General features: G+C 71.9%; 18 protein-coding genes. 15 read left to right on the top strand and 3 right to left on the bottom strand.

Annotated features, from left to right (window positions below):
- Positions 1-9 precede the first annotated feature (9 nt).
- The 8 genes from BLT44_RS08705 to BLT44_RS08675 all read left to right on the top strand — a co-directional run bounded on the left by BLT44_RS08705 (position 10) and on the right by BLT44_RS08675 (position 8,139).
- A complete protein-coding gene (locus BLT44_RS08705) occupies positions 10-1,284 on the top strand; it encodes an aspartate aminotransferase family protein (RefSeq protein ID WP_010157508.1) in 1,275 nt (424 codons plus the stop codon).
- A 115-nt stretch (positions 1,285-1,399) separates the two neighbouring features.
- The gene (locus BLT44_RS08700) at positions 1,400-2,362 is read left to right on the top strand and encodes an AraC-like ligand-binding domain-containing protein (RefSeq protein ID WP_010157509.1); all 963 of its coding nucleotides are present in this window, start codon (positions 1,400-1,402) and stop codon (positions 2,360-2,362) included.
- Between the two features lie 195 nt (positions 2,363-2,557).
- Positions 2,558-3,394: a MoaF C-terminal domain-containing protein gene (locus tag BLT44_RS08695; RefSeq protein WP_010157510.1), complete on the top strand. Its 837-nt coding sequence runs from the start codon at positions 2,558-2,560 to the stop codon at positions 3,392-3,394.
- Between the two features lie 98 nt (positions 3,395-3,492).
- Entirely contained in the window at positions 3,493-4,374 is an 882-nt protein-coding gene (locus BLT44_RS08690) for an ABC transporter substrate-binding protein (RefSeq protein WP_231291580.1), read from the top strand.
- A 9-nt stretch (positions 4,375-4,383) separates the two neighbouring features.
- Positions 4,384-4,671, top strand: a complete 288-nt coding sequence (locus BLT44_RS15915) for a hypothetical protein (RefSeq protein ID WP_231291582.1) — start codon at positions 4,384-4,386, stop codon at positions 4,669-4,671.
- A 153-nt stretch (positions 4,672-4,824) separates the two neighbouring features.
- The gene (locus BLT44_RS08685; RefSeq protein ID WP_010157511.1) at positions 4,825-5,700 is read left to right on the top strand and encodes a branched-chain amino acid ABC transporter permease; all 876 of its coding nucleotides are present in this window, start codon (positions 4,825-4,827) and stop codon (positions 5,698-5,700) included.
- Positions 5,687-7,447, top strand: a complete 1,761-nt coding sequence (locus tag BLT44_RS08680) for a branched-chain amino acid ABC transporter ATP-binding protein/permease (protein WP_010157512.1) — start codon at positions 5,687-5,689, stop codon at positions 7,445-7,447. Before BLT44_RS08685 ends, BLT44_RS08680 begins: the two co-directional genes overlap by 14 nt.
- Complete coding sequence (locus BLT44_RS08675) at positions 7,444-8,139, top strand: ABC transporter ATP-binding protein (protein WP_010157513.1); 696 nt, start codon at positions 7,444-7,446, stop codon at positions 8,137-8,139. Before BLT44_RS08680 ends, BLT44_RS08675 begins: the two co-directional genes overlap by 4 nt.
- 61 nt (positions 8,140-8,200) lie before the next feature.
- On the opposite strand, the gene BLT44_RS08670 is transcribed toward BLT44_RS08675, so the two are convergent.
- Positions 8,201-9,052: an SDR family NAD(P)-dependent oxidoreductase gene (locus BLT44_RS08670; protein ID WP_231291584.1), complete on the bottom strand. Its 852-nt coding sequence runs from the start codon at positions 9,050-9,052 to the stop codon at positions 8,201-8,203.
- 217 nt (positions 9,053-9,269) lie between these two features.
- On the opposite strand from BLT44_RS08670, the gene BLT44_RS08665 reads away from it, so the two are divergent.
- Positions 9,270-10,925: an amidohydrolase gene (locus tag BLT44_RS08665; RefSeq protein WP_010157515.1), complete on the top strand. Its 1,656-nt coding sequence runs from the start codon at positions 9,270-9,272 to the stop codon at positions 10,923-10,925.
- Between the two features lie 19 nt (positions 10,926-10,944).
- On the top strand, positions 10,945-11,250 hold the full coding sequence (locus tag BLT44_RS08660; RefSeq protein WP_010157516.1) for an EthD family reductase: 306 nt from the start codon (positions 10,945-10,947) through the stop codon (positions 11,248-11,250).
- Between the two features lie 78 nt (positions 11,251-11,328).
- On the opposite strand, the gene BLT44_RS08655 is transcribed toward BLT44_RS08660, so the two are convergent.
- A complete protein-coding gene (locus BLT44_RS08655) occupies positions 11,329-12,897 on the bottom strand; it encodes a GMC family oxidoreductase (RefSeq protein ID WP_050803138.1) in 1,569 nt (522 codons plus the stop codon).
- A 189-nt stretch (positions 12,898-13,086) separates the two neighbouring features.
- Between BLT44_RS08655 and BLT44_RS08650 the strand changes: the two genes are divergently transcribed.
- Complete coding sequence (locus BLT44_RS08650) at positions 13,087-14,499, top strand: aldehyde dehydrogenase family protein (RefSeq protein ID WP_010157518.1); 1,413 nt, start codon at positions 13,087-13,089, stop codon at positions 14,497-14,499.
- Positions 14,500-14,734: 235 nt separating this feature from the next.
- Here the strand turns inward: BLT44_RS08650 and BLT44_RS08645 are convergent, their stop codons facing one another.
- Positions 14,735-16,861: a DEAD/DEAH box helicase gene (locus BLT44_RS08645; RefSeq protein WP_074690143.1), complete on the bottom strand. Its 2,127-nt coding sequence runs from the start codon at positions 16,859-16,861 to the stop codon at positions 14,735-14,737.
- A gap of 181 nt (positions 16,862-17,042) precedes the next feature.
- On the opposite strand from BLT44_RS08645, the gene BLT44_RS08640 reads away from it, so the two are divergent.
- The 4 genes from BLT44_RS08640 to BLT44_RS08625 all read left to right on the top strand — a co-directional run bounded on the left by BLT44_RS08640 (position 17,043) and on the right by BLT44_RS08625 (position 20,961).
- Positions 17,043-17,828: a fumarylacetoacetate hydrolase family protein gene (locus BLT44_RS08640; protein ID WP_010157520.1), complete on the top strand. Its 786-nt coding sequence runs from the start codon at positions 17,043-17,045 to the stop codon at positions 17,826-17,828.
- On the top strand, positions 17,813-18,628 hold the full coding sequence (locus BLT44_RS08635; RefSeq protein ID WP_029608371.1) for an HpcH/HpaI aldolase family protein: 816 nt from the start codon (positions 17,813-17,815) through the stop codon (positions 18,626-18,628). Before BLT44_RS08640 ends, BLT44_RS08635 begins: the two co-directional genes overlap by 16 nt.
- A 102-nt stretch (positions 18,629-18,730) precedes the next feature.
- Complete coding sequence (locus tag BLT44_RS08630; RefSeq protein WP_074690141.1) at positions 18,731-20,287, top strand: fumarylacetoacetate hydrolase family protein; 1,557 nt, start codon at positions 18,731-18,733, stop codon at positions 20,285-20,287.
- On the top strand, positions 20,287-20,961 hold the full coding sequence (locus BLT44_RS08625) for a GntR family transcriptional regulator (protein ID WP_010157525.1): 675 nt from the start codon (positions 20,287-20,289) through the stop codon (positions 20,959-20,961). The genes BLT44_RS08630 and BLT44_RS08625 overlap by 1 nt, the downstream gene beginning before the upstream one ends.
- Positions 20,962-20,995 lie beyond the last annotated feature (34 nt).

Raw genomic sequence — 20,995 nt, 5'->3', positions numbered from 1 at the left:
TAGGACCCCATGTCTTCCACCGCCGACCTCATCGCCCGCCGCAACCGCACGATCGGCCCCTACTCCCCGCTCTTCTACCGCGAGCCGCTGCACTTCGTCTCGGCGCGGGGCGTCTGGTTCACCGAGGCCTCCGGCGATCGCTACCTCGACGGGTACAACAACGTGCCGCACGTGGGGCACGCGAACGAGCGCGTGGTGCGCGCGCTCGCCGATCAGGCGGCCACGCTCAACGTGCACACCCGGTACCTCAACGAGCGCGTGATCGACTACTCCGAGCGGCTGCTCGCGACGTTCGCGGGCGACCTCGACCGGGTGTTCTTCGGCAACTCGGGCTCCGAGGCGAACGAGCTGGCGCTGCGCATCTCGCGGCAGCTCTCGGGCGCGACGGGCGTGCTGGTCTCCGATTACAGCTATCACGGCACCACCATCGCGCTCGCCGAGATGACGACGGGCCTCGAGACCCGCGAGCCCCTCGGCGCGCATGTGCGCGCGATCCGCATCCCCGACCTCGACCGCGACGCGCGGCCCGAGCCCGCCGTGCTCGCCGACGCCCTCGCGCAGGTGGATGCGGCGATCGCCTCGCTGCAGGAGGCCGGGTTCGGCGTCGCGGCCTGCCTCTTCGATCCGCTCTTCTCCACGGAGGGCATGCCCCGCGTTCCCCGGGGCCTGCTCACGGGCATCGCCGATCGGGTGCGCGCCGCGGGCGGGTTCGTCATCGCCGACGAGGTGCAGAGCGGCTTCGGCCGCACCGGCAGTCACATGTGGGGGCACGAGTACGCGGGGCTCGCACCCGACCTCGTGACGATGGGCAAGCCGATGGGCAATGGGCACCCGATGTCGGCCGTCGTCACGAGCGAGGGCGTGCTCGACGCGTTCGGATCGCGCAACGAGTTCTTCAACACCTTCGCCGGCAATCCCGTCTCGGCAGCGGTGGGCGAGGCCGTGCTGCTCGAGATGGAGGATCGCGGGCTCCGCGAGCAGGCGCGCGTTCTCGGCCTGCAGGCGCGCGCCCGGCTCGAGGCGCTGGCCGAGCGGCACGAGTTCGTGCGCGCCGCGAAGGGCACCGGCATGTTCCTCGGCCTCGACTTCGCCGTCGACGGCGCTCCCGCGCCGGAGCTCGCAGTGCGGGTCGTGGAGGAGATGAAGTCGCGAAGGGTGCTCATCTCGCGCATCGGGCGCGACCGGAACGTGCTGAAGGTGCGGCCGCCGCTCGCGTTCGGCGCGGCGGAGCTGCCGATCCTGCTCGACGCCCTCGAGGAATCGCTCGGGGTCGTGCGCGGCTGAAGGTGTATCCTCTCGAAGTGAATCGCCGCGCGAATCGCCGAGAGCGACGACGCGATTCCGGTGCCGCCTCCCCGGGCGCCGGTGACAACCGCCAGTGAAGTCGGAGGGATCACACATGACGAACGCAACCGCATCGGGTGATGCGCGCCGCAGCGCACCTCGCGCGCTGGCGCCCGACCTGGGCACGTTCCGCGACATGGTCGCGTCGTCGTTCGTGCCCCTGCGTGTCTCGACCGAGTACGCGGGCCCGTTCTCCGCGCGCATGATCTCCGCAGACGCCGACGACGTGGTCTTCACCGAGGTCGCCGCGCGCCCGCACCTCGTCGAGCGCACCCCCGAGACCATCGCGGACGGCGGCAGCGGGTACTACAAGGTGAGCCTGCTGCTCTCGGGCAGCAGCATCCTCGTGCAGGACGGCCGCGAGGTCGTCATGCGCCCGGGCGATCTCTCCGTCTACGACACCTCGCGCCCCTACTCGCTGCTGTTCGGCGAGGACTTCCGCAACCTCATCATGATGTTCCCGAAGGACCGCGTCGATCTGCCGATCCCCTTCACGGAGCAGCTCACCGCCGTGTCGCTGGGCCGCGAGCACAACGGGCTCGCCCCGGTGGTCACCGCGTTCCTGTCGCAGTTCCCCGCGCAGCTCGCCTCGCTCGACTCCCGGGTGCGCGCCAAGCTCGCGCACACCAGCCTCGACCTGATGAGCACGCTCTTCTCGAGCATCCTCGACGCCGACCCGGCCCAGCGCGACCCCCACCAGCTCCTGCTCCAGAAGATCACCGCCTACATCGAGCTGCACCTCGGCGATCAGGATCTGTCGCCGAACAGCATCGCGGCGGCCCACTACATCTCCACGCGCCACCTCCACTCGCTGTTCCGGGGCGCGGAGACCACGGTGTCGACGTGGATCCGCGAGCGACGCCTCGACCGGTGCCGCGCCGACCTCCGCGATCCGGTGCTGCAGGATCGCACGGTGTCGATGATCGCGGCGCGGTGGGGGTTCACCGATGCGGCGCACTTCAGCCGGGTCTTCAAGAGCGCCTTCGGGATCTCGCCGAGCGAGCTGCGCCGCAGGTAGCCGCCTCCGCCCGAGGTCCGCTGCGCGTTGACCCCGAGCGAACGGCTGTTGACTCACACCGCCGACCATGCCGGCCGCCCGCCGGCGACGCTTCCGCCCTGCTTACAGTGAGAGCGATGACGGGCGAGGGAGCCCGCGAACGGCCGCCCGCGGCCGGCCGCATCCCGACGCCCCGCGCGATCGAAGGAGCGGCAGATGACCTCGCAGCACGAACCGGCACGGACCGCACCGACGACGGCGGATGCCGATGACTGGCGCAGCTACGACGAGTTCGCAGCGGGCATCGACACCTACCGACTCGAGAACGCCGACCTCTCGGGCGCGCGGCTCGAGCTGACGCTCGACGACGGCTCGACGCTGCGCGTCGCGTTCGACGGCGAGGAGGCCGTGTGGAGCGCGGAGGGGCCGCTCGCCGAGTCGGGCGGGCTCGGCGGCGAGCTCCGCGACCCCGTCGATGCGGTGCGCGTGCGCGACGACGTCGTGTTCGTCAATCTGCCGCTCGTCTCCCGAGCGCGCGAATCGGTGACGGTGATCTACTCGGAGACGACGCACCGCGCGCTGGTGGTGCACTCCCGCATCGCGGAGCGCGAGAGCGCGGGCGCCCCGCGAGTGGGGCAGACGTTCTGGTCGGCGGTCACGGGCGCCGGAGCCCCCACCGGCGACGCCCCGGGCCCGTCGCGCGATCTGATCGGCACCCGCAACCTGTACCGGTACAGCCCGCACCACCTCTACGAGCACGTGTACCTGTCGAGCCAGCGCTACGCCTGGCAGTGCATCGAGGGCGTGCAGCGCGGGCACGGCGACACCGACCTGTCGACCGTGTGGCGCTTCGACGACGACCTCTACCTCTTCTGCTTCCGCGAGTTCCGGATCGCGGTCGCGAGCGTGTGGCTGCACGATCTCGGCAGCGCGCGCCGCACGACCGGCGTGTTCCTCGGCATCACGGGCGCCGGCGGGGCGGAGCACTCGCGCGCCGGCGGGCACATCATCCCGCTCGGGAGGGTGGTCTACCCCGACGCCCAGCCGGTGTGACCGCTCGCGGCCCGATCCGCGCCCCGGCTCCCCAGACCCGCAGCTCCCGCAGCGCGGCGCTGCTCCACCTCCACCCCATCCGTTCGAGAGGACACACCATGCAGAGACGCATCACCGCGGTCGCAGCGCTCGCCGCGACCGCCGCACTCGCGCTCACCGGCTGCGCCGGCGGCGGCGATGGCGGCGACGGCGCCCCCATCAAGCTCGGCTCCGTCAACACCCTGAGCGGGGCGGCGACGTTCCCCGAGGCGAGCGCCGCGGCCCAGGCCGTATTCGACCGCGTGAACGCGGACGGCGGCATCGACGGCCGCCAGATCGAGTACACGACCGTCGACGACAAGGGCGACCCCGCCTCCGCGACAGCGGCCGCCCGACAGCTCGTGGGCAGCGACGAGGTGGTGGCGCTGGTCGGCGGAGCCTCGCTCATCGAGTGCGAGATCAACCAGGAGTACTACGCCCAGGAGAACGTGCTGTCGATGCCCGGAATCGGCGTCGACACCGGCTGCTTCGACTCCCCCAACATCGCGCCCGCCAATCTGGGCCCGTTCAACGACATGACCCTCACGCTCCTCAACGGCTCCGAGAACCTCGGTCTCGATGACATCTGCGTGCTGCTCGAGATCGCGGGATCGACGAAGCCCTCGTACCTCGCGGGCGTCGAGAAGTGGACGGAGATCACCGGCGAGGAGCCGCTGCTCGTCGACGACAGCCTGCCCTACGGCGGCTCGGACTACACGCCGTACATCGTGAAGGCGAAGAACGCGGGCTGCTCGGCGATCGCCGTGAACGGCATCGAACCGGATGCGATCGGCCAGGTGAAGGCGGCGCAGGCGCAGGGGTGGGACGACGTCACCTTCCTGTTCCTCACCAGCGTGTACAGCGAGAACTTCGCCTCCGCCCTCGACTGGACGGGGGCGGGCGTGCACGTGCCCGCCGAGTTCTACCCCTTCACCGAGGACAACGAGATCAACGCCGACTAGAAGTCGCTGATGGAGGAGAACGACATCGCCCTCACCTCGTTCAGCCAGGGCGGCTACCTCGCGGCGACGCACCTCGTGGAGGTGCTCTCGGGGATGGAGGGCGACATCACCCGCGAGACCGTCGCGGAAGCGCTGCACGGAATGGATCCGATCGAGAACCCGATGGTCGCCGCCCCCTACCAGTTCGACGAGGTCGCGGCGCAGGAGTACACCCCGGGCGGCTGGCCGGTCGTGCTGGAGTCGGGCACCCGCGCCTGGAAGCAGTCGGCCGACGACTGGCTGATCCCGAGCAGCTGACCGCTGCCCCGCCGGCGCCCGTCGCCGGCGGCCGGGTGCCCGATGCGACTCCGCCGTCGCACCGGGCGCCCGCACCGATCCGTTCCCCCACCACCGGCGAAGGAGCCCCATGCGTCCGACCAACCTCGTCCACTCCGAGCGCGGAGGCGTCGCATGAGCGGCGACGGCCTGCTCCAGGGCGCGCTCGCGGGCCTCGCCTCGGGCGGGCTCTACGCCGTGCTCGCGGTGACGCTCACCCTCATGAGCCGCCTCGTGCGCGTCGTCAACTTGGCGCAGGCGGCGACCGGCATGTTCGCCGCGTTCGCGGCGGTCTGGTTCGCCGCCGAGCTGGGGCTGCCCGTCTGGGCGGCGACGATCGTCGGCGTCCTCATCGGGGCGGCGCTCAACGGCGCGATCGGATGGATCGCCGCGACCTGGCTCGCCGAGGCCTCCGTCACGCTCCGATCGGCCATGACCGTGGCGCCGCTCCTCATGCTCATCTCGCTCTCGTTCATCATCTTCGGCAACAAGCCGCAGCCGTTCGCGCCGATCCTCTCGGGCCCCGCCTTCGCGGTCGCCGGCGTCGTCGTGAGCTGGGTGACGATCATCATGGTGGCCCTCGCCATCGCAGTCGCCGGCGGCTGCGCCCTGCTGCTGACGCAAACCACGGTCGGCACGCAGCTGCGGGCGCTCTCCGAGCGGCCCACGACCGCGGAGCTGATCGGCATCGCGGCGAAGCCCCTCTCCATCGGCGTCTGGGCGGCCACAGGCGCGATCTCGGCAGTCACGATCCTCGTCATCGCGCCGTCGCAGTCCAACGACGCGATCAGCCTCTCCATGCTCATCATCCCCGCATCCGCAGCGGCACTGCTCGGCGGGTTCCGCCGGCTCGACCTCGCCGTCGGCGGCGGCCTGCTGCTCGGGGTGGTCTCCGGCGTCGTCGCGCAGATCCCCGCGTTCTCGTTCGTGCGCAACTTCATCCCGTTCCTGTTCATCGTCGTGCTGCTGCTCTGGTCGCAGCGAAAGGAGGTGTGGGATGCCGCTCGTTAACCGCAGACTGCGAACCGCACTGCCACTGCTCGTCGCGGTCGTCGGCATCGGCGCGGGCTGGGCGCTCAGCGCGGGCCTGTCGGGCTACTACGTCTTCCTCGGCATCAGCGCACTCACCGCGATCATCGCGGTGCTCGGCCTGGGGGTCGTCACGGGCTCGGCGGGCATCATCGCGCTCTCGCAGCTCTCGTTCGCCGCGATCGGCGCGTGGGTGGTCGCCTGGCTGAACACGCTCGACGCACCCGGCGGCTTCGTCGTGTGGCTGGTCGCGGGCGGCGCGGCCGCCGGCGTCGCGGGCATCATCATCGGCCTTCCGGCGCTGCGACTGCGCGGCGTCAACCTCGCCGTCGTCACACTCGGCTTCGCCGCCGCCTTCGACGTGATGCTCGTGCAGATCCAGTTCCCCGGCGCGGCCGACGGCATCGCCGTGCAGCGCCCGGAGGCGTTCTCGAGCGACCGCGAGTTCTTCTTCTTCTCGGCCATCGTCACCGTGCTGTGCGCGCTCGCCGTGCACGGCCTGCAGCGCAGCCGCATGGGCAGCGGTTGGAAGGCGGTCGCCTTCTCCGAGCGCGGCACGGCCGCCGTCGGCCGGAGCGTGTCGGCGGCGAAGCTCTCCGCCTTCGCGGTGAGTGCGGCGCTCGGCGGCGTCTCGGGCGGGCTGCTCGCGGGCCAGGTGCAGCTGCCGTTCGCCACGAGCTTCTCGCCGATCCAGTCGCTCGCCCTGTACATCCTCGCGGTGATGAGCGGCGCCTACCTCATCGACATGGCGATCTTCGGCGGCATCCTGTGGGTCGTGGTGCCCGAGCTCTTGAAGAAGTGGGGCGTGCCGCAGGATTGGGGCTTCGTCGTGTTCGGCCTGCTCGGCATCCAGGCGCTCACCAGCGGTTCGAACCTCGGTGAGGTCATCCGCGGCGCGATCCGCAGGCGGTCCGATGCCCGGTCCGCGGCGCGCGACGCGGCGCAGCCCGAGGTCGGCACCAGCGTGCTCGACGTCTTCGCGGTGCCCGAGGCGGCCGAGCCCGTGCCCGCAGACGCGCCGCCCGTGCTCGAGGTGCAGGGCCTCGGCGTGCAGTTCGGTGCGCTCAAGGCGCTCGACGACGTATCGCTCGCCGTGCGGCCCCGGTCGATCATGGGGCTCATCGGCCCGAACGGAGCGGGCAAGTCGACCTTCGTCGACGCCGTCTCGGGGTTCCTCCCCCAGCACACCGGGCGCACGCTGCTCGACGGCGCCGACATCAGCGCGCTGTCGCCGACTCGGCGCGCCCGACGCGGGGTGCGGCGCACCTTCCAGCAGGATCGGGTGCCGCCGCAGCTCACCGTCGAGGCGTACGTGCGGTTCGTGGCGCGCCGCGCGATCGACCACGACGAGCTCGCGGATGCGCTCGCGTTCCTCGGCTGCCCCGCTCCCGAGACGCCGCTGTCGACGGTCGACGTCGGCACCCGGAGACTCGTCGAGGTCGCCGCCGCGGTGCTCTCCGGCCCCCGGCTGCTCATCCTCGACGAGCCGGCGGCGGGTCTGTCGCATGAGGAGCACCTGCAGTTCGGGCATCGCCTGACCCGGATCCCCTCGCGCTTCGACACCGCGATCGTGCTCATCGAGCACGACCTCGACCTCGTGCGCTCGGTGTGCACGGAGCTCACCGTGCTCGACTTCGGGCGGGTGCTCGCCCAGGGGCCGACGGCCGAAGTACTCGACACCCCGGCCGTGATCGCGGCCTATATGGGAGATGCGGAGATCAGCTCATGACTGAACTGCAGTTGCGAGACGTGACGGTGCACCGGGGCGCCGGGCCGGTCGTATCGAACGTCGACCTCGTCGTGCGCCCGGGCGAGATCCTCGCGCTCGTGGGGCCGAACGGTGCGGGCAAATCGAGTCTGCTGGAATCGGTGTCGGGCGTGATCCCCCACGCCTCCGGCGACATCCGGCTCGGCGACGCGTCGATCGCGAAGCGCAGCCGGGTGCAGCGCTCGCGCGACGGCATCGCCCACATCGAGCAGGGGCGCGCGATCTTCCCCTCGCTCACCGTGCGCGAGAACATCATGCTCACCGCGAAGACGGAGGCGGCCCTCGCCGAGGTGCTCGCGGCGTTCCCCGAGCTGGAGAAGCGCATCGACGCGCAGTCGGTGCTGCTCTCGGGCGGGGAGCAGCAGATGGTCGTGCTCGCCCGGGCGTTCGCGGCCAAGCCGAGCTTCCTGCTCATCGACGAGATGTCGCTCGGGCTGGCGCCCGTCGTCTTCATGCGGCTGCTGCCGCTGATCCAGCAGATCGCGGCCTCGGGCGTGGGTGTGCTGCTCGTCGAGCAGTTCACCCATCTCGCGCTCGGCATCGCCGATGAGGCGATGGTGATCGCGAGCGGACGGGTCAGCCACGCGCAGGCTCCGGCGGGCGTGCTCGCTGAGGATGCGGACCTGCTGCGATCGGCGTACCTGGGCGGGTGAAACAGGCGGGGGTGCTGCGCCGGTGCCGACTCGGGCGATCGGCGCAGCACCCCCGCGCCGATCACATGCCGGCGTGCGCGAACGCCACCGTCGGCAGATCCACGATGTGGGCGCCGCCGTCCGCGACGAGCACCGAGCCGGTCATGTACGACGACTCGTGCGATCCGAGGAACCGCACGATGGAGGCGATCTCGGCGGGCTGCGCCGGCCGGCCCAGCGGCACGTCGCGCGTCACCGCTGCGTAGCCCGCCTCCCGGTCGCCGATCGCCGCCGCGTGCGCGGCGAACTCGTCCATCTCGGCGTCGGCCATCGGGGTGCGCACCCAGCCCGGGCACACGGCGTTGACCCGCACGCCGGCCGCTCCGTAGTCGCGGGCGAGACTCCGCGTGAGTCCGATGAGCGCGTGCTTGCCGACGGTGTAGCCGGCGACCGACGGCCCCGCGAAGAGGCCCGCGAGCGACGACACCACGACGATCTGGCTCGCCCCGTTCGTCGTCGCGCTCTCGGTGAGGGCGGGCAGGGCTTCGCGGGCCATGACGAACGCGGTCGTGAGATTGGCCGTGATCGCGGCGCTCCACTCCGCGTCGCTCGTCTCGCCGACCGCGGCGAACCCGTGCCCGCCGGCGTTGGCGACGAGCACGTCGATCCGCCCGAAGCGCTCGAGCACCTGCGACACGGCCGCGCGGGCGGACTCGCCGTCGGCCGCATCCGCCGCGATCGGCAGCGCACCGGTGGCGCGGGCGACCGCTTCGAGCGGGTCCCGCCGCCGGCCGACGATCGCGACCCGCGCCCCCTCGCCGGCGTAGCGTTCGGCGATCGCGGCGCCGATGCCGGTCCCGCCGCCCGTGACCATCACGACGCGGTCCCGCATCTGCATCGGCGCCGGCACCGGCGCCTCGTTCTCCTCGGTCATGCGCGCCATCCCTCCTGCATCGAGTGGATCCGGCACGAGGCGTCGGCCGGATCGCTCCAGCTTGACCCGGGGCGGCCCCGTCGGCCGCGATCAGTCTCGCACGCACAAGACCGCCGCGCGCACGGTCAACGCCCGCGAGCGCCCGCCTGCGAGACTGGCATCGACGGCCCGCCGCGCCGCGCACCGCGGGCCCTTCGCTGACGAAACGGAGTCGCTGATGACCCTGCCCACGCCCGAACTCGTGCTCACCGGAGGCCGGATCTACACCGTCGACGCCGAGCGGCCGTGGGCCGAGGCGATCGCGGTGTCGGGGGGCCGCATCGCCGCGGTCGGCAGCGACGCCGAGGTGCTCGCGCTCGCGGGACCGTCGACCGAGGTGCGCGACCTCGCCGGAGGCTTCGTGATGCCCGGGCTCGTCGACGTGCACAACCATCACTTCCTCGCGGGCAAGGAGGATCTGTTCGAGCTGCGCATTCCGATCGGCGCCTCCCTCGACGGCATCATCGACGCCGTCGCCGAGCACGCCGCGGGGCTCCCCGAGGGCGCGTGGGTTGTGGGCGGCCCCTGGGCGAGCGACCGCCTGGGCGACGTGAGCACGGCGGCGGCGCTCGCACGGCTCGACGCCGCCGCCGGCGGGCGCCCCGTGATGCTCTCCGACGATTCGCACCACAACCGCTGGGTCAGCAGCCGCGCCCTCGAGCTCGCCGGCATCTCGGCGGGCCACCCCGGTGCGCTCACCGACGCGGCCGATCCCGCTCGGCTCACCGGTGTGCTGCTCGAGGCCGCGGGGGTCCCCGTCGCACGCGCGCACAGCTCCGCGGGCGGGCTCACCCCCGCCCAGGAGCGCGCGGCGGCTCGGCGAGGCGTCGCGATCCTCAACTCGTTCGGGGTCACGGCGTTTCAGGACGCGGGGGTCTCGACCCACATCCTGGAGGCGCTGCGCGCGCTCGACGCCGACGGCGACCTCGACGCGTGGGTCGTGAGCTCGATGCTCATCAACGACGAGATCTTCGGGTTCGCGGAGGTCGGCGACGACCTCGTCTTCGACGGCGAGCGCTTCCGCACCGAGCACCACCGCCCCGACTTCGTGAAGATCTTCCTCGACGGCGTGCCGCCCACGCGGACGGGCGCCTTCCTCGAGCCCTACCTTCCCGACGACGCGCACGGCGACCACTTCCACGGCGAGACGCTGCTCGACCCCGAGGAGCTCGCCGACTGGCTGCGACGCGTGGCCGATGCGGGGCTCTCGGCGAAGATCCACTGCACGGGCGATGCGTCGGTGCACGTCGTGCTGAACGCGGTCGAGCAGCTGCGCTCGGCGGGCATCACGGAGCCGCGGTACCAGATCGCGCACGGGCAGTTCGTGCGCCCCGACGACATCCCGCGCTTCGCGCAGCTCGGAGTCTCGGCCGACATCTCGCCGTTCATCTGGGTGCCGGGCCCGATCGTCGAGGCGATCCGCCAGGTGCTGCCCCGCGAGCGCGCCGACCGCATCCAGCCGAACCGCGCGCTCATCGACGCCGGAGCCCTGGTCGCCGGCGGCTCCGACTGGCCCGTCTCCCCCTCGCCGAACGCCTGGGAGGGCATCCACGGTCTGGTGACGCGCGAGGATCCGAGCGGCGACTACCCCGGGACGCTGTGGCCGGAGCAGGCGATCACCCTCGCAGAGGCCATCGCGGCGTTCACGATCAACGGCGCCGAGGCGATGGGACTCGGCGATGAGACCGGCGCGCTGACGCCGGGCAGGTCGGCCGACTTCGTGCTGCTCGACCGCGACCCGTTCGCGCACCCCGCGCACGAGCTCGTGCGCACCGCCGTCGTCGAGACCTGGTTCGCCGGGCGCCGCGTCTACGCGCGCCCCTCCGCCGCGTGACCGACGAGAGGATCGACGCATGACCCAGCGACTGCTCGTGCTCTACCCCGAGCCCGCCGACCGCGCCGCGTTCGAGCAGCACTACCGCGACGTCCACCTGCCGCTGTGCGCGCGGCTTCCGGGAGTGCGGCAGATCTCGTTCGCGATCGGCATCGACCGCTCCCCCTACTTCGCGGTGTTCGCGGCGACCTTCGACGACGCCGAGGCGCTGCGGGCGGCGCTCGATTCACCCGAGGGGCAGGCCGTGGCCGAAGATGTGCCCCGGTACGCGACCGGAGGGGCGACCGTCATCGACTTCCCGGTGGAGTCGTTCGACGTGGGGTGACGCGGTGCGGCCTTCGGCGCGGTGGTCGGGAGGCCGCCCCGCCGCGATGGCGACGGAGCGGCAGCGGATGGCGTGGGCTCAGCGCTCCCCGTTCAGCAGGAAGCGGGCGCCGAGTTCGCCGATCAGCACGGCGGGCGCATTCGTGTTGCCGGTCGTCACCCGCGGCATGATCGAGGCGTCGATCACGCGCAGGCCGTCGACGCCGTGCACTGCGAGCCGCGGAGAGACGACCGCGAGCTCGTCGACGCCCATCTTGCAGGTGCCGACCTGGTGGTGGTACGTCGCCACGGTCTCGCGCACGTAGTCGACGAGGTCGTCGCCGTCGCCGATCCCGGGCCCCGGGTACACCTCCCGGGCGCCCCACGCCTCGGCGAGCGCCGGCTGCCGGCCGATGCGGCGGCACTGCCGCACCGAGGCCACGAGCGATGCGACGTCGTCGTCGTGCCCGAGGGCGTCGAGATCGATGATCGTGGGGTCGTCGGGGTCGGGCCCCGAGAGGGTGAGCGATCCGCGCGACTTCGGCGTTACGAGCCCCGCCATGAAGGTGAAGCCGTCTGCGGAGCGCGGTTCGAGGAAGTCGCCGTACATGGGAACGGAGAATTTGATCGGCTGCGTGTCGGGCCGGTCGAGCTCGTCGCGGCTCTTCCAGAAGAGGTGCGTCTGCGTCACCGATCGGCCGGGCTCGGGCGGGCCGACCGGCCGCTCGGTCTCGAAGATCACGGGCGACAGGTAGTGGTCGTGCAGGTTCTTGCCCACGCCCGGCAGGTCGACGCGCGGGGCGATGCCGACCTCGCGCAGCTCCTCGGCCGGGCCGATACCGGATCGCAGCAGCACGCGGGGCGAGTCGAGGGCTCCGGCTGCGAGCACCACCTCGTCGGCGCGCAGCTCCCGCACCTCGCCGTCCTGGGAGAACCGCACGCCCACGACGCGCGGCCGCTCAGACGCCGCGTCCTCGGCGAACAGCAGCTCGTGCACGTGGCACCCCACCTCGACGGTCACGCGATCCCGCACCGGCTTGAGGTACGCCATGTACGTGTTGAGCCGCTTGCCGTCGCGCACTGTGATCTGCTGCTGGGAGACGCCCTCGAGCGAGGCCCCGTTGTAGTCGGGGTTGTGCACGAGGCCCTCCTGCACGGAGGCGTCGATGATGGACTGCTGGATCGGGGCGAGCGGATACCGGCCCGTGACGTCGAGCGGCCCGTCGGAGCCGCGGAGGTGCTCCGGGTCGTCGCCCCGGCCCGCGAAGCGCTCGATCGACCGGTACACGGGCAGCACGTCCTCCCACGCCCAGCCTTCGTTGCCGAGCGACGCCCAGTGGTCGAAGTCGAGCGGCGAGCAGCGCACCCAGATCATCGCGTTGAGCGAGTGCGATCCCCCGAGCACCTTGCCGCGCGGCAGGTGCAGGCGGTGGCCGTTCGCGCCCGGCTGCGGCGTCGTGTAGTAGTTCCAGTCGTCGGCGCTGTGCCACAGCTCCCCCATGCGCATGGGGTCGTGGATCGCGGGGTTCCCGTCCTCCCCTCCGGCTTCGAGCACCGTGACGGCGAGACCGGCGTCGGCGAGTCGACGGGCCACGACGGACCCGGCGGAGCCCGCACCCACCACGATGACGCTTCGGGGCGGGGATCCTTCGGCGGACGGAACTGGCATCGTCGACTCCTCTCCGGGCGCGGCGGCGTTGCCGCGCCGATCCCTCGAGCGTGGCACCGCGCTGCGCGGCCGTCGAGTCTCAGCCGTGCGCTGTGCCCGAATCGTCAAGTGCGCTGCGGCAGCAGTCAAGCAGGGGCACCGGCCCGCGCCTAGCCTGGAGGCACTGACCGGACTCGAAGCGGAGGCTCCATGAACACGTACGACAGCTTGCTCGCTGCCATCACCCCCTCGCACGGAACGACCCGAGAGGTGTTCGACCCGGCGACCGGCGCGCTGATCGGCACCGCGCCCGTCGAGGGTCTCGACGCGCTCGACGCCGCCATCGATCGGGCGGAGGCAGCGCAGCCGGCCTGGGCGGCACTGCCGGATGCGGAGCGCCAGGCGATCCTCCACCGCGCCGCCGATGCGATCGAGGCGTCGTCGGAGGCGCTCGCCGAACTGCTCTCGCGCGAGCAGGGCAAGCCGCTGAACGGGCCGAACGCCCGATTCGAGGTCGGCGGGTGCGTCGCCTGGACGCGGGCCGCGGCCGATACGCCGCTTCCCGTCGAGGTGATCGTCGACGACGAGTCGGGCTACGCCGAGATGCACTACCGGCCGCTCGGCGTCGTGGGCGCCATCTCCCCGTGGAACTGGCCGATGATGATCTCGATCTGGCAGATCGCCCCGTCGCTGCGCATGGGCAACACGGTCGTCATCAAGCCCGCCGAGACGACCTCGCTGTCGGTGCTCGCACTGGTGGCCGTGATGAACCAGGTGCTGCCCGAGGGCGTGCTGAACATCGTCGCCGGCCCGGGCCGCACCGTCGGCGACGCGCTCACGCGGAGCCCGAAGATCAGCAAGATCATGTTCACGGGCTCGACGCCCGTGGGCAAGCGCATCATCGAGGCCTCGGCGGCGAACGTCGCACGCCTCACGCTGGAGCTCGGCGGCAACGACGCCGGCATCGTGCTGCCCGATGTCGACCCGGCGGCGATCGCCGAGGATCTCTTCTGGGGCGCATTCATCAACACCGGCCAGACCTGTGCGGCGCTGAAGCGCTTGTACGTGCACGACGCCGTCTACGACGCCGTGGTCGACGAGCTGGCGAAGTTCGCGTCGCAGGTGCCGATGGGCGTCGGGCTCGACGAGAAGAACGTGCTCGGGCCGCTGCAGAACCGCGCGCAGTTCGACGAGGTCGACCGCCTGGTCGAGGCCGCGAAGGCGTCGGGCGCCCGCGTGGTGCTCGGAGGCGATCCCGATCGCGAGGCGGTCGGCAACTTCTATCCGACGACGCTCATCGCCGATATCGATCCGCACAACGATCTCGTGGTCGAGGAGCAGTTCGGGCCGGCGCTGCCCATCATCCGCTACTCCGACCTCGACGAGGTCGTGCGGCTCGCGAACGAGCTCGAGTTCGGCCTCGGCTCCTCGGTCTGGTCGTCGGATCGCGCCGGCGCCCTCGAGGTGGCGGCGCGCATGCAGGCGGGCACCACCTGGATCAACTCGCACGGCGGCCTGCACCCGATGATTCCGTTCGGCGGCGCCAAGCAGTCGGGGTACGGCCGGGAGTTCGGCGTCGCCGGCCTGAAGGCCGTCGCGGAGCCGCACGTCATCAGCGGCTGAGCCGAGCGGCGCCCGCGGGCGCCGCTCGCGCGTGCGCGGGCGCCGCTCGGCACGCGCGCACGCTGCTTCCTCGCACCACTGCACCCCTGTCTCGCGGGCGCACACGTGAATTACGTGTGCACCGGTGAGGCAGGGGTGCGATGGGTGCGTCGGCGCAGGGCCGTGCAGGGCCGCGCAAGGCCGCCGGCGCCGGCGCTACCGGCGCGGCGCCCGCGCTACCGACGCGGCGCGCGTGCTACCAGCGCGGCTTGCGCTTGCCGTCGGCCCGGTCGGAACCGGAATCGCGCCCGCCGTCGTAGCCGCCGCGGCCGCCGCGGTCATCGCGACCGCCGCCGTAGCCGCCGCGCCCGCCGCGGTCGTCGCGGTCGTACCCGCCGCGGCCGCCGCGGTCATCCCGACCGCCGCCGTACCCGCCGCGCGAACCGCGGTCGTCACGACCGGCGCCGTAGCCGCCGCGGCCGCCCCGGTCGTCGCGTCCACCGCCGTACCCGCCGCGGCTTCCACGATCGTCGCGGTCGTAGCCGCCGCGCCCGCCCCGGTCGCCGCCGTTGTATCCGCCGCGGCCGCCCCGGTCGTCGCGATCGTAGCCGCCGCGGCCGCCGCGTCCGCCGCGGTCGCCCCGGTCGTCGAAGCCCTTGCCGCGGGGGCTCGGGCCGTTGTCCTCGCGCAGACGGATCGCCTTGCCGCCGATGTGCGTGTCCTCCAGTCGTGCAACGGTCTCGGCCGAGAGCTTCGCGGGCAGCTCGACGAGCGAGAAGTCGTCGCGCACCTGGATGCGGCCGAAGTCGTCGCGCGTCAGCCCGCCCTCGTTCGCGATCGCGCCGATGATCTGGCCGGGCTGCACGTTCTGGCGGCGGCCGACCTCGATGCGGTACATGCGCAAATCGTCGCGCCGCTGGCGGGGTCCGCGATCCTCGCGCGCCGGCCGATCGCCGCGTCCGCTCGCCGAGTCCTCGAGGAAGCGGGCCGCCTGCTTGCGATCGCGCTCGAACTTGCGGTCGTCGTCCTCCGTCAGCAGCAGCGGGGTGTCGCCCTGCGCGACCACGGCGAGCGCCGCGGCCACATCGGTCTCGGGCACGTCGTGGTGGCGCACGTAGTGGGCGATGATGTCGCGGAAGCCGTCGATGCGCCGCGTCTCGCCGAGCGCGGCGGTGATGGCGTCGTCGAAGCGCGAGAGGCGCGTCGCGTTGACCTCGTCGATCTGCGGCAGCGGCATCTGGGTGAGCGGCTGCTTGGTCGCCTTCTCGATCGCCTTGAGCAGGCGCTGCTCGCGCGGCGTGACGAAGCTGATCGCGTCGCCGGTGCGCCCTGCGCGGCCGGTGCGGCCGATGCGGTGCACGTACGACTCGGTGTCGATGGGGAGGTCGTAGTTGAGCACGTGGCTGATGCGCTCCACGTCGAGGCCGCGGGCGGCGACGTCGGTGGCGACGAGGATGTCGAGCTTGCCGTCCTTCAGCGACTGCACGGTGCGCTCGCGCTGCGCCTGCGGAATGTCGCCGTTGATGGCGGCGGCGGAGTAGCCCCGCGCGCGCAGCTTCTCGGCGACCTGCTCGGAATCGCCGCGGGTGCGCGTGAACACGATCATCGCGTCGAAGTCCTCGACCTCGAGGATGCGGGTCAGCGCGTCGAGCTTCTGCGTGTACGACACGACGTTGTAGCGCTGCGTGATCGTCGAGCTCGTCTGCGTCTTGCCGGCGATCTTGATCTCGCGCGGATCGTTGAGGTACTGCTGGGAGATGCGACGGATCTGCGCGGGCATCGTCGCCGAGAAGAGGGCGACCTGCTTCTCCTGCGGCGTATCGGCGAGGATCGTCTCGACGTCCTCGGCGAAGCCCATCTTGAGCATCTCGTCGGCCTCGTCGAGTACGAGGTACTTGATCTGCGTCAGGTCGAGGGAGCCGCGCTTCAGGTGGTCCATGATGCGGCCGGGGGTGCCGACGACGATGTCCACGCCGCGGCGCAGGGCCGAGAGCTGCTGGCCGTAGGCCTGGCCGCCGTAGACGGGGAGGAGGTGCACCTCGGGCAGGTGGGCGGCGTAGCTTTCGAAGGCTTCGCAGACCTGGAGCGCGAGCTCACGGGTCGGTGCGAGTACGAGCGCCTGGGGCACGCCCTGGCCGGGGGTGATGCGGGAGAGGATCGGAAGTGCGAAGGCAGCGGTCTTGCCGGTGCCGGTCTGCGCGAGGCCGACCACGTCTGCGCCCTCGAGGAGGGTGGGGATCGTGGCCGCCTGGATTGCGGAGGGCGTTTCGTATCCCACATCCGTCACTGCGCGGAGAACCTCGGGCGCGAGGCCCAGGTCGGCGAAGGTAATGCGCTCGCCCTCGGTTTCGGTGGGGGCGGCGTTCTCGGAAGAGGTCATCATACAAGTCTACCGCGTTTGCGCGCCGATGGAGGGACGTCGCCGCTCGGCCATCGACCCGGCATCGGCGGTTCACCGGAGCGCGGCACGGATCGCCCCGTCCCGCGATCGCGCGCGCGGCTCTGGTGCGCCGGGCGAGGGATCGTATACGATTCAGGGGTACACGCCAGACAACGGAGGTCACGTGCTCGAGCAGACGCAGATTGCAGCCATCGCAGACGAACTGGTGCAGGCGGACAGGGATCGCGCGATCCTCCCCCGACTCACCGCGCGCTACCCCGGGATGGTGATCGAGGATTCGTACGCCATCCAGAAGGAGTGGTCGGATCGCCGCATCGCCGCCGGCGCCCGCCTCGTCGGGCACAAGATCGGCCTCACGTCGAAGGTGATGCAGGTGGCGACGGGCATCTCGGAGCCCGACTACGGCGTGATCCACGACGACATGGTGCACGAGTCGGGCGCCGTGATCGAGTTCGACCGGTTCTCGAACGTGCGCATCGAGGTGGAGCTCGCGTTCGTGCTCGCGAAGCCGCTCTCGGGCCCGGGGGTGAACCTCTTCGACGTGCTCGATGCGACCGCGTACGTCGTGCCCGCCCTCGAGATCCTCAACTCCCATCTCGAGCTCGAGGGGCGCACCATCGTCGACACGATCAGCGATAACGCCGCGATGGGCGCCGTGGTGCTCGGCGGGCGCCCGGTGAAGGTCGACGAGATCGATCTCACCTGGGCGAAGGCGCTGCTCTACCGCAACGAGACGATCGAGGATTCGGGCGTCGCGGGCGCCGTGCTCGGGCACCCCGCGCTCGGCGTGGCCTGGCTCGCGAACAAGCTCGCGCAGCACGGGCAGTCGCTCGACGCGGGCGAGATCGTGCTCGCGGGGTCGTTCACCAAGCCGATGTGGGTGGAGCGCGGCGACACCGTGCACGCCGACTACCACGAGCTGGGGTCGGTGACATGCCGCTTCGTGTGAGTCTCCCCGACACACTGCGGGATCGCCTCGACGCCGCCGACCGCGCCCTCATCGGGCTGTGGGCGTCGGCGAGCAGCCCGGTGACCGCCGAGATCGTCGCCGGCAGCGGCTGCGACTGGGTGCTCCTCGACGCCGAGCACTCCCCCAACGGGCTCGAATCGGTGCTCGCCCAGCTCCACGCGATGTCGGCGTACCCGGTCGCGCCGCTCGTGCGCGTGCCGTACGGCGACACGGTCGCGATCAAGCAGTTCCTCGATCTCGGCGCGCAGAACCTCCTCGTTCCGATGGTGGACTCGGCGGAGCAGGCGGAGGAGGTCGTGCGGGCCGTGCGGTATCCGCCGCGCGGGGTGCGCGGGGTCGGGTCGGCGCTCGCGCGCTCGGCTCGATGGAATCGCGTCGACGGCTACCTCGGTCGCGCCGACGAGACCGTGAGCCTGACGGTGCAGATCGAGTCGGCCGCGGCGGTCGCGGACGCTGAGCGGATCCTCGCCGTCGACGGCGTCGACGCGGTGTTCATCGGGCCGTCCGACCTCGCCGCGTCGATGGGGCTGCTCGGGCAGCAGAACCACCCCGACGTGGTGGGCGCCGTGCTGCGCACCATCGAGCGCGCGGTCGCTGCGGGCGTGCCCGCCGGCGTGAACGCCTTCGTGCCGGAGGATGCGGACCGGTACATCGCGGCGGGCGCGTCGTTCGTCGCGGTGGGCGCGGATGTCGCGATCCTCGCACGGCAGACGGAGGCACTCGTGGCGCGCTTCTCGGCGGCGGGCGGCGACGCCACGGCGCCGCGATCGTCGTACTGAGCGGGAGCCGCGATCGCGGGGCCGCGGTGACACGCGTGCACCCCTTGGCAAGCCGGATCAAATCATATACGATTTCAAATACAACCTGGAGAGAAGGTCTCGATGACGTACGGAGTCGCGGAACTGGGCATTGAGACGCCCGGAAAGATCATCGCCGTGCACCTCAACTACCCGTCGCGCATCGCGCAGCGCGGGCGCACGCCCCAGCACCCCTCGTACTTCCTCAAGCCCGCCTCATCGCTCGCGCCGAGCGGCGGCACCGTCGAGCGCCCCGCGGGCACCGAGCTCCTCGCATTCGAGGGCGAAATCGCGCTGATCATCGGCGCACCCGCCCGCCGCGTCTCGCCCGAGGAGGGATGGCGCCACGTCGCCGCCGTCACCGCCGCCAACGACCTCGGCCTCTACGACCTGCGCGCAGCCGACAAGGGCTCGAACCTCCGCAACAAGGGCGGCGACGGCTACACCCCGATCGGGCCGCGCGCCATTCCCGCCGACGGCATCGGGCCCGACGCCTGGCGCGTGCGCACCTGGGTCAACGGCGAGCTCGTGCAAGACGACACGAGCGACACGCTCGCCTTCCCGTTCGGCCAGCTCGTCGCAGACCTCTCGCAGCACCTCACGCTCGAGACCGGCGACGTGATCCTCACCGGCACCCCCGCCGGATCATCCGTCGTGGTTCCCGGCGACGTCGTCGAGATCGAGGTCGACGCCCCGCAGGCTCCCGGCGCCCCGAGCACCGGGCGGCTCGTCACCACCGTGACGCAGGGCACCGTTCCGCTCGGCGACTACGGCTCGCAGCCGCAGGTCGACGACCTGCAGCGCATCGAGGCATGGGGCGGCGAGGCCGAGCACGCCGCCGCGGTCGCGGCCGGCCGCGCCACCCCGCTCTCCTCCCCCGCGCAGAGCGCCGACCAGGTCGGCGGGGCGGCGGGCGCCGCGACGCAGCCCGACTCGCCGCTCACCGACGAGATCCGCGCCCAGCTCGACGGCGTCGCCGTCGCCACCGTGTCGGCCGCCCTGCGCAAGCGCGGCTACGTCGACATCTTCATCGACGGCGTCCACCCGAACCACGAGGGCGACACGATGCTCGGCACCGCCAAGACCCTGCGCTTCATCCCGTTCCGCCCCGACCTCTTCGCAGCGCACGGCGGGGGCTTCAACGCGCAGAAGCGCGCGTTCGACACCGTGCACCCCGGCGAGGTGCTCGTGGTCGAAGCCCGAGGCGTGCCCGAGACCGGCACGGTCGGCGACGTGCTGGCGCTCCGCGCCCAGGTGCGCGGAGCCGCCGGCATCGTCACCGACGGCGGCGTGCGCGACTTCGCGGCCGTGCAGCAGTTCGAGATCCCCGTCTTCTCGCAGGGCGCGCACCCGAGCGTGCTCGGCCGCCGCCACGTGCCCTGGGAGGTCGACGTGACCATCGCCTGCGGCGGCGCTGCGGTGCAGCCGGGCGACATCATCATGGGCGACCGCGACGGCGTCATCGTCATCCCCCCGGCGCTGCTCGCCGAGGTGGCGGCGGAGGCCGCGGCCCAGGAGCAGGCCGACGCCTGGGTGGCCGACCAGGTCGCGAACGGCGCGCCCGTCGACGGCCTCTTCCCCATGAACGCCGAGTGGCGCGCGAAGTACGACGCCGCGCGCGCCGAGAGCGCGGAGCGCTGATGGCCGCGGAGTCGAAGTCGGAGCAGGCGTACCGCCTGATCCGCGCCCGCATCGACAGCGGGCAGTACGTTCCCGGGTACCGGCTCGTGCTCGCGCCCATCGCCGCCGAGCTCGACATGTCGGTGGTGCCCGTGCGCGAGGCGATCCGGCGACTGGAGGCCGAGCAGCTCGTCACGTTCGAGCGCAACGTCGGCGCCCAGGTCGCGCTCATCAAGGAGACCGAGTACCTGCACACGATGCAGACGCTCGCCCTCGTCGAGGGATCGGCGACCGGCCTCGCGGCGCCCGACATCACAGCCGACCAGATCAGCCGCGCCCGCGCCATCAACGCGCGCATGCGCGACACCCTCTCGGGCGCATTCGATCCGCAGCGGTTCACCGCACTCAACCTCGAGTTCCACAGCGTGCTGTTCGAGGCGTGCCCCAACCCCCACATCCTCGACCTCGTGCACCGCGGCTGGAACCGCATGAACGTGCTGCGCAACTCGTCGTTCAGCTTCGTCCCCGGGCGCGCATCCGAGTCCGTCGACGAGCACGAGCAGCTGCTGCAGCTCATCGAGCGACGCGCAGAGCCGCTCGAGATCGAGCTCGCAGCGCGCGCGCACCGCACCGCGACCCTCGACGCCGTGCTCGCCTACACCGAGGAACACCACCACCAGCACCCCGCCGCCTGACCGACGACCCGACCCGACACCTGGAGGAACACGC

It is taken from the genome of Leucobacter chromiiresistens, assembly GCF_900102345.1.
Lineage (GTDB): Bacteria > Actinomycetota > Actinomycetes > Actinomycetales > Microbacteriaceae > Leucobacter > Leucobacter chromiiresistens.
This window is presented reverse-complemented; position numbering and strand designations above follow the sequence as displayed.

Bases quoted from the DNA above. Each gene is read 5' to 3' on its own strand.
- BLT44_RS08705 (WP_010157508.1), top strand. From the start codon at position 10: ATGTCTTCCACCGCCGACCTCATCGCCCGCCGCAACCGCACGATCGGC.
- BLT44_RS08700 (WP_010157509.1), top strand. From the start codon at position 1,400: ATGACGAACGCAACCGCATCGGGTGATGCGCGCCGCAGCGCACCTCGC.
- BLT44_RS08695 (WP_010157510.1), top strand. From the start codon at position 2,558: ATGACCTCGCAGCACGAACCGGCACGGACCGCACCGACGACGGCGGAT.
- BLT44_RS08690 (WP_231291580.1), top strand. From the start codon at position 3,493: ATGCAGAGACGCATCACCGCGGTCGCAGCGCTCGCCGCGACCGCCGCA.
- BLT44_RS15915 (WP_231291582.1), top strand. From the start codon at position 4,384: ATGGAGGAGAACGACATCGCCCTCACCTCGTTCAGCCAGGGCGGCTAC.
- BLT44_RS08685 (WP_010157511.1), top strand. From the start codon at position 4,825: ATGAGCGGCGACGGCCTGCTCCAGGGCGCGCTCGCGGGCCTCGCCTCG.
- BLT44_RS08680 (WP_010157512.1), top strand. From the start codon at position 5,687: ATGCCGCTCGTTAACCGCAGACTGCGAACCGCACTGCCACTGCTCGTC.
- BLT44_RS08675 (WP_010157513.1), top strand. From the start codon at position 7,444: ATGACTGAACTGCAGTTGCGAGACGTGACGGTGCACCGGGGCGCCGGG.
- BLT44_RS08670 (WP_231291584.1), bottom strand. From the start codon at position 9,052: ATGACCGAGGAGAACGAGGCGCCGGTGCCGGCGCCGATGCAGATGCGG.
- BLT44_RS08665 (WP_010157515.1), top strand. From the start codon at position 9,270: ATGACCCTGCCCACGCCCGAACTCGTGCTCACCGGAGGCCGGATCTAC.
- BLT44_RS08660 (WP_010157516.1), top strand. From the start codon at position 10,945: ATGACCCAGCGACTGCTCGTGCTCTACCCCGAGCCCGCCGACCGCGCC.
- BLT44_RS08655 (WP_050803138.1), bottom strand. From the start codon at position 12,897: ATGCCAGTTCCGTCCGCCGAAGGATCCCCGCCCCGAAGCGTCATCGTG.
- BLT44_RS08650 (WP_010157518.1), top strand. From the start codon at position 13,087: ATGAACACGTACGACAGCTTGCTCGCTGCCATCACCCCCTCGCACGGA.
- BLT44_RS08645 (WP_074690143.1), bottom strand. From the start codon at position 16,861: ATGATGACCTCTTCCGAGAACGCCGCCCCCACCGAAACCGAGGGCGAG.
- BLT44_RS08635 (WP_029608371.1), top strand. From the start codon at position 17,813: ATGCCGCTTCGTGTGAGTCTCCCCGACACACTGCGGGATCGCCTCGAC.
- BLT44_RS08630 (WP_074690141.1), top strand. From the start codon at position 18,731: ATGACGTACGGAGTCGCGGAACTGGGCATTGAGACGCCCGGAAAGATC.
- BLT44_RS08625 (WP_010157525.1), top strand. From the start codon at position 20,287: ATGGCCGCGGAGTCGAAGTCGGAGCAGGCGTACCGCCTGATCCGCGCC.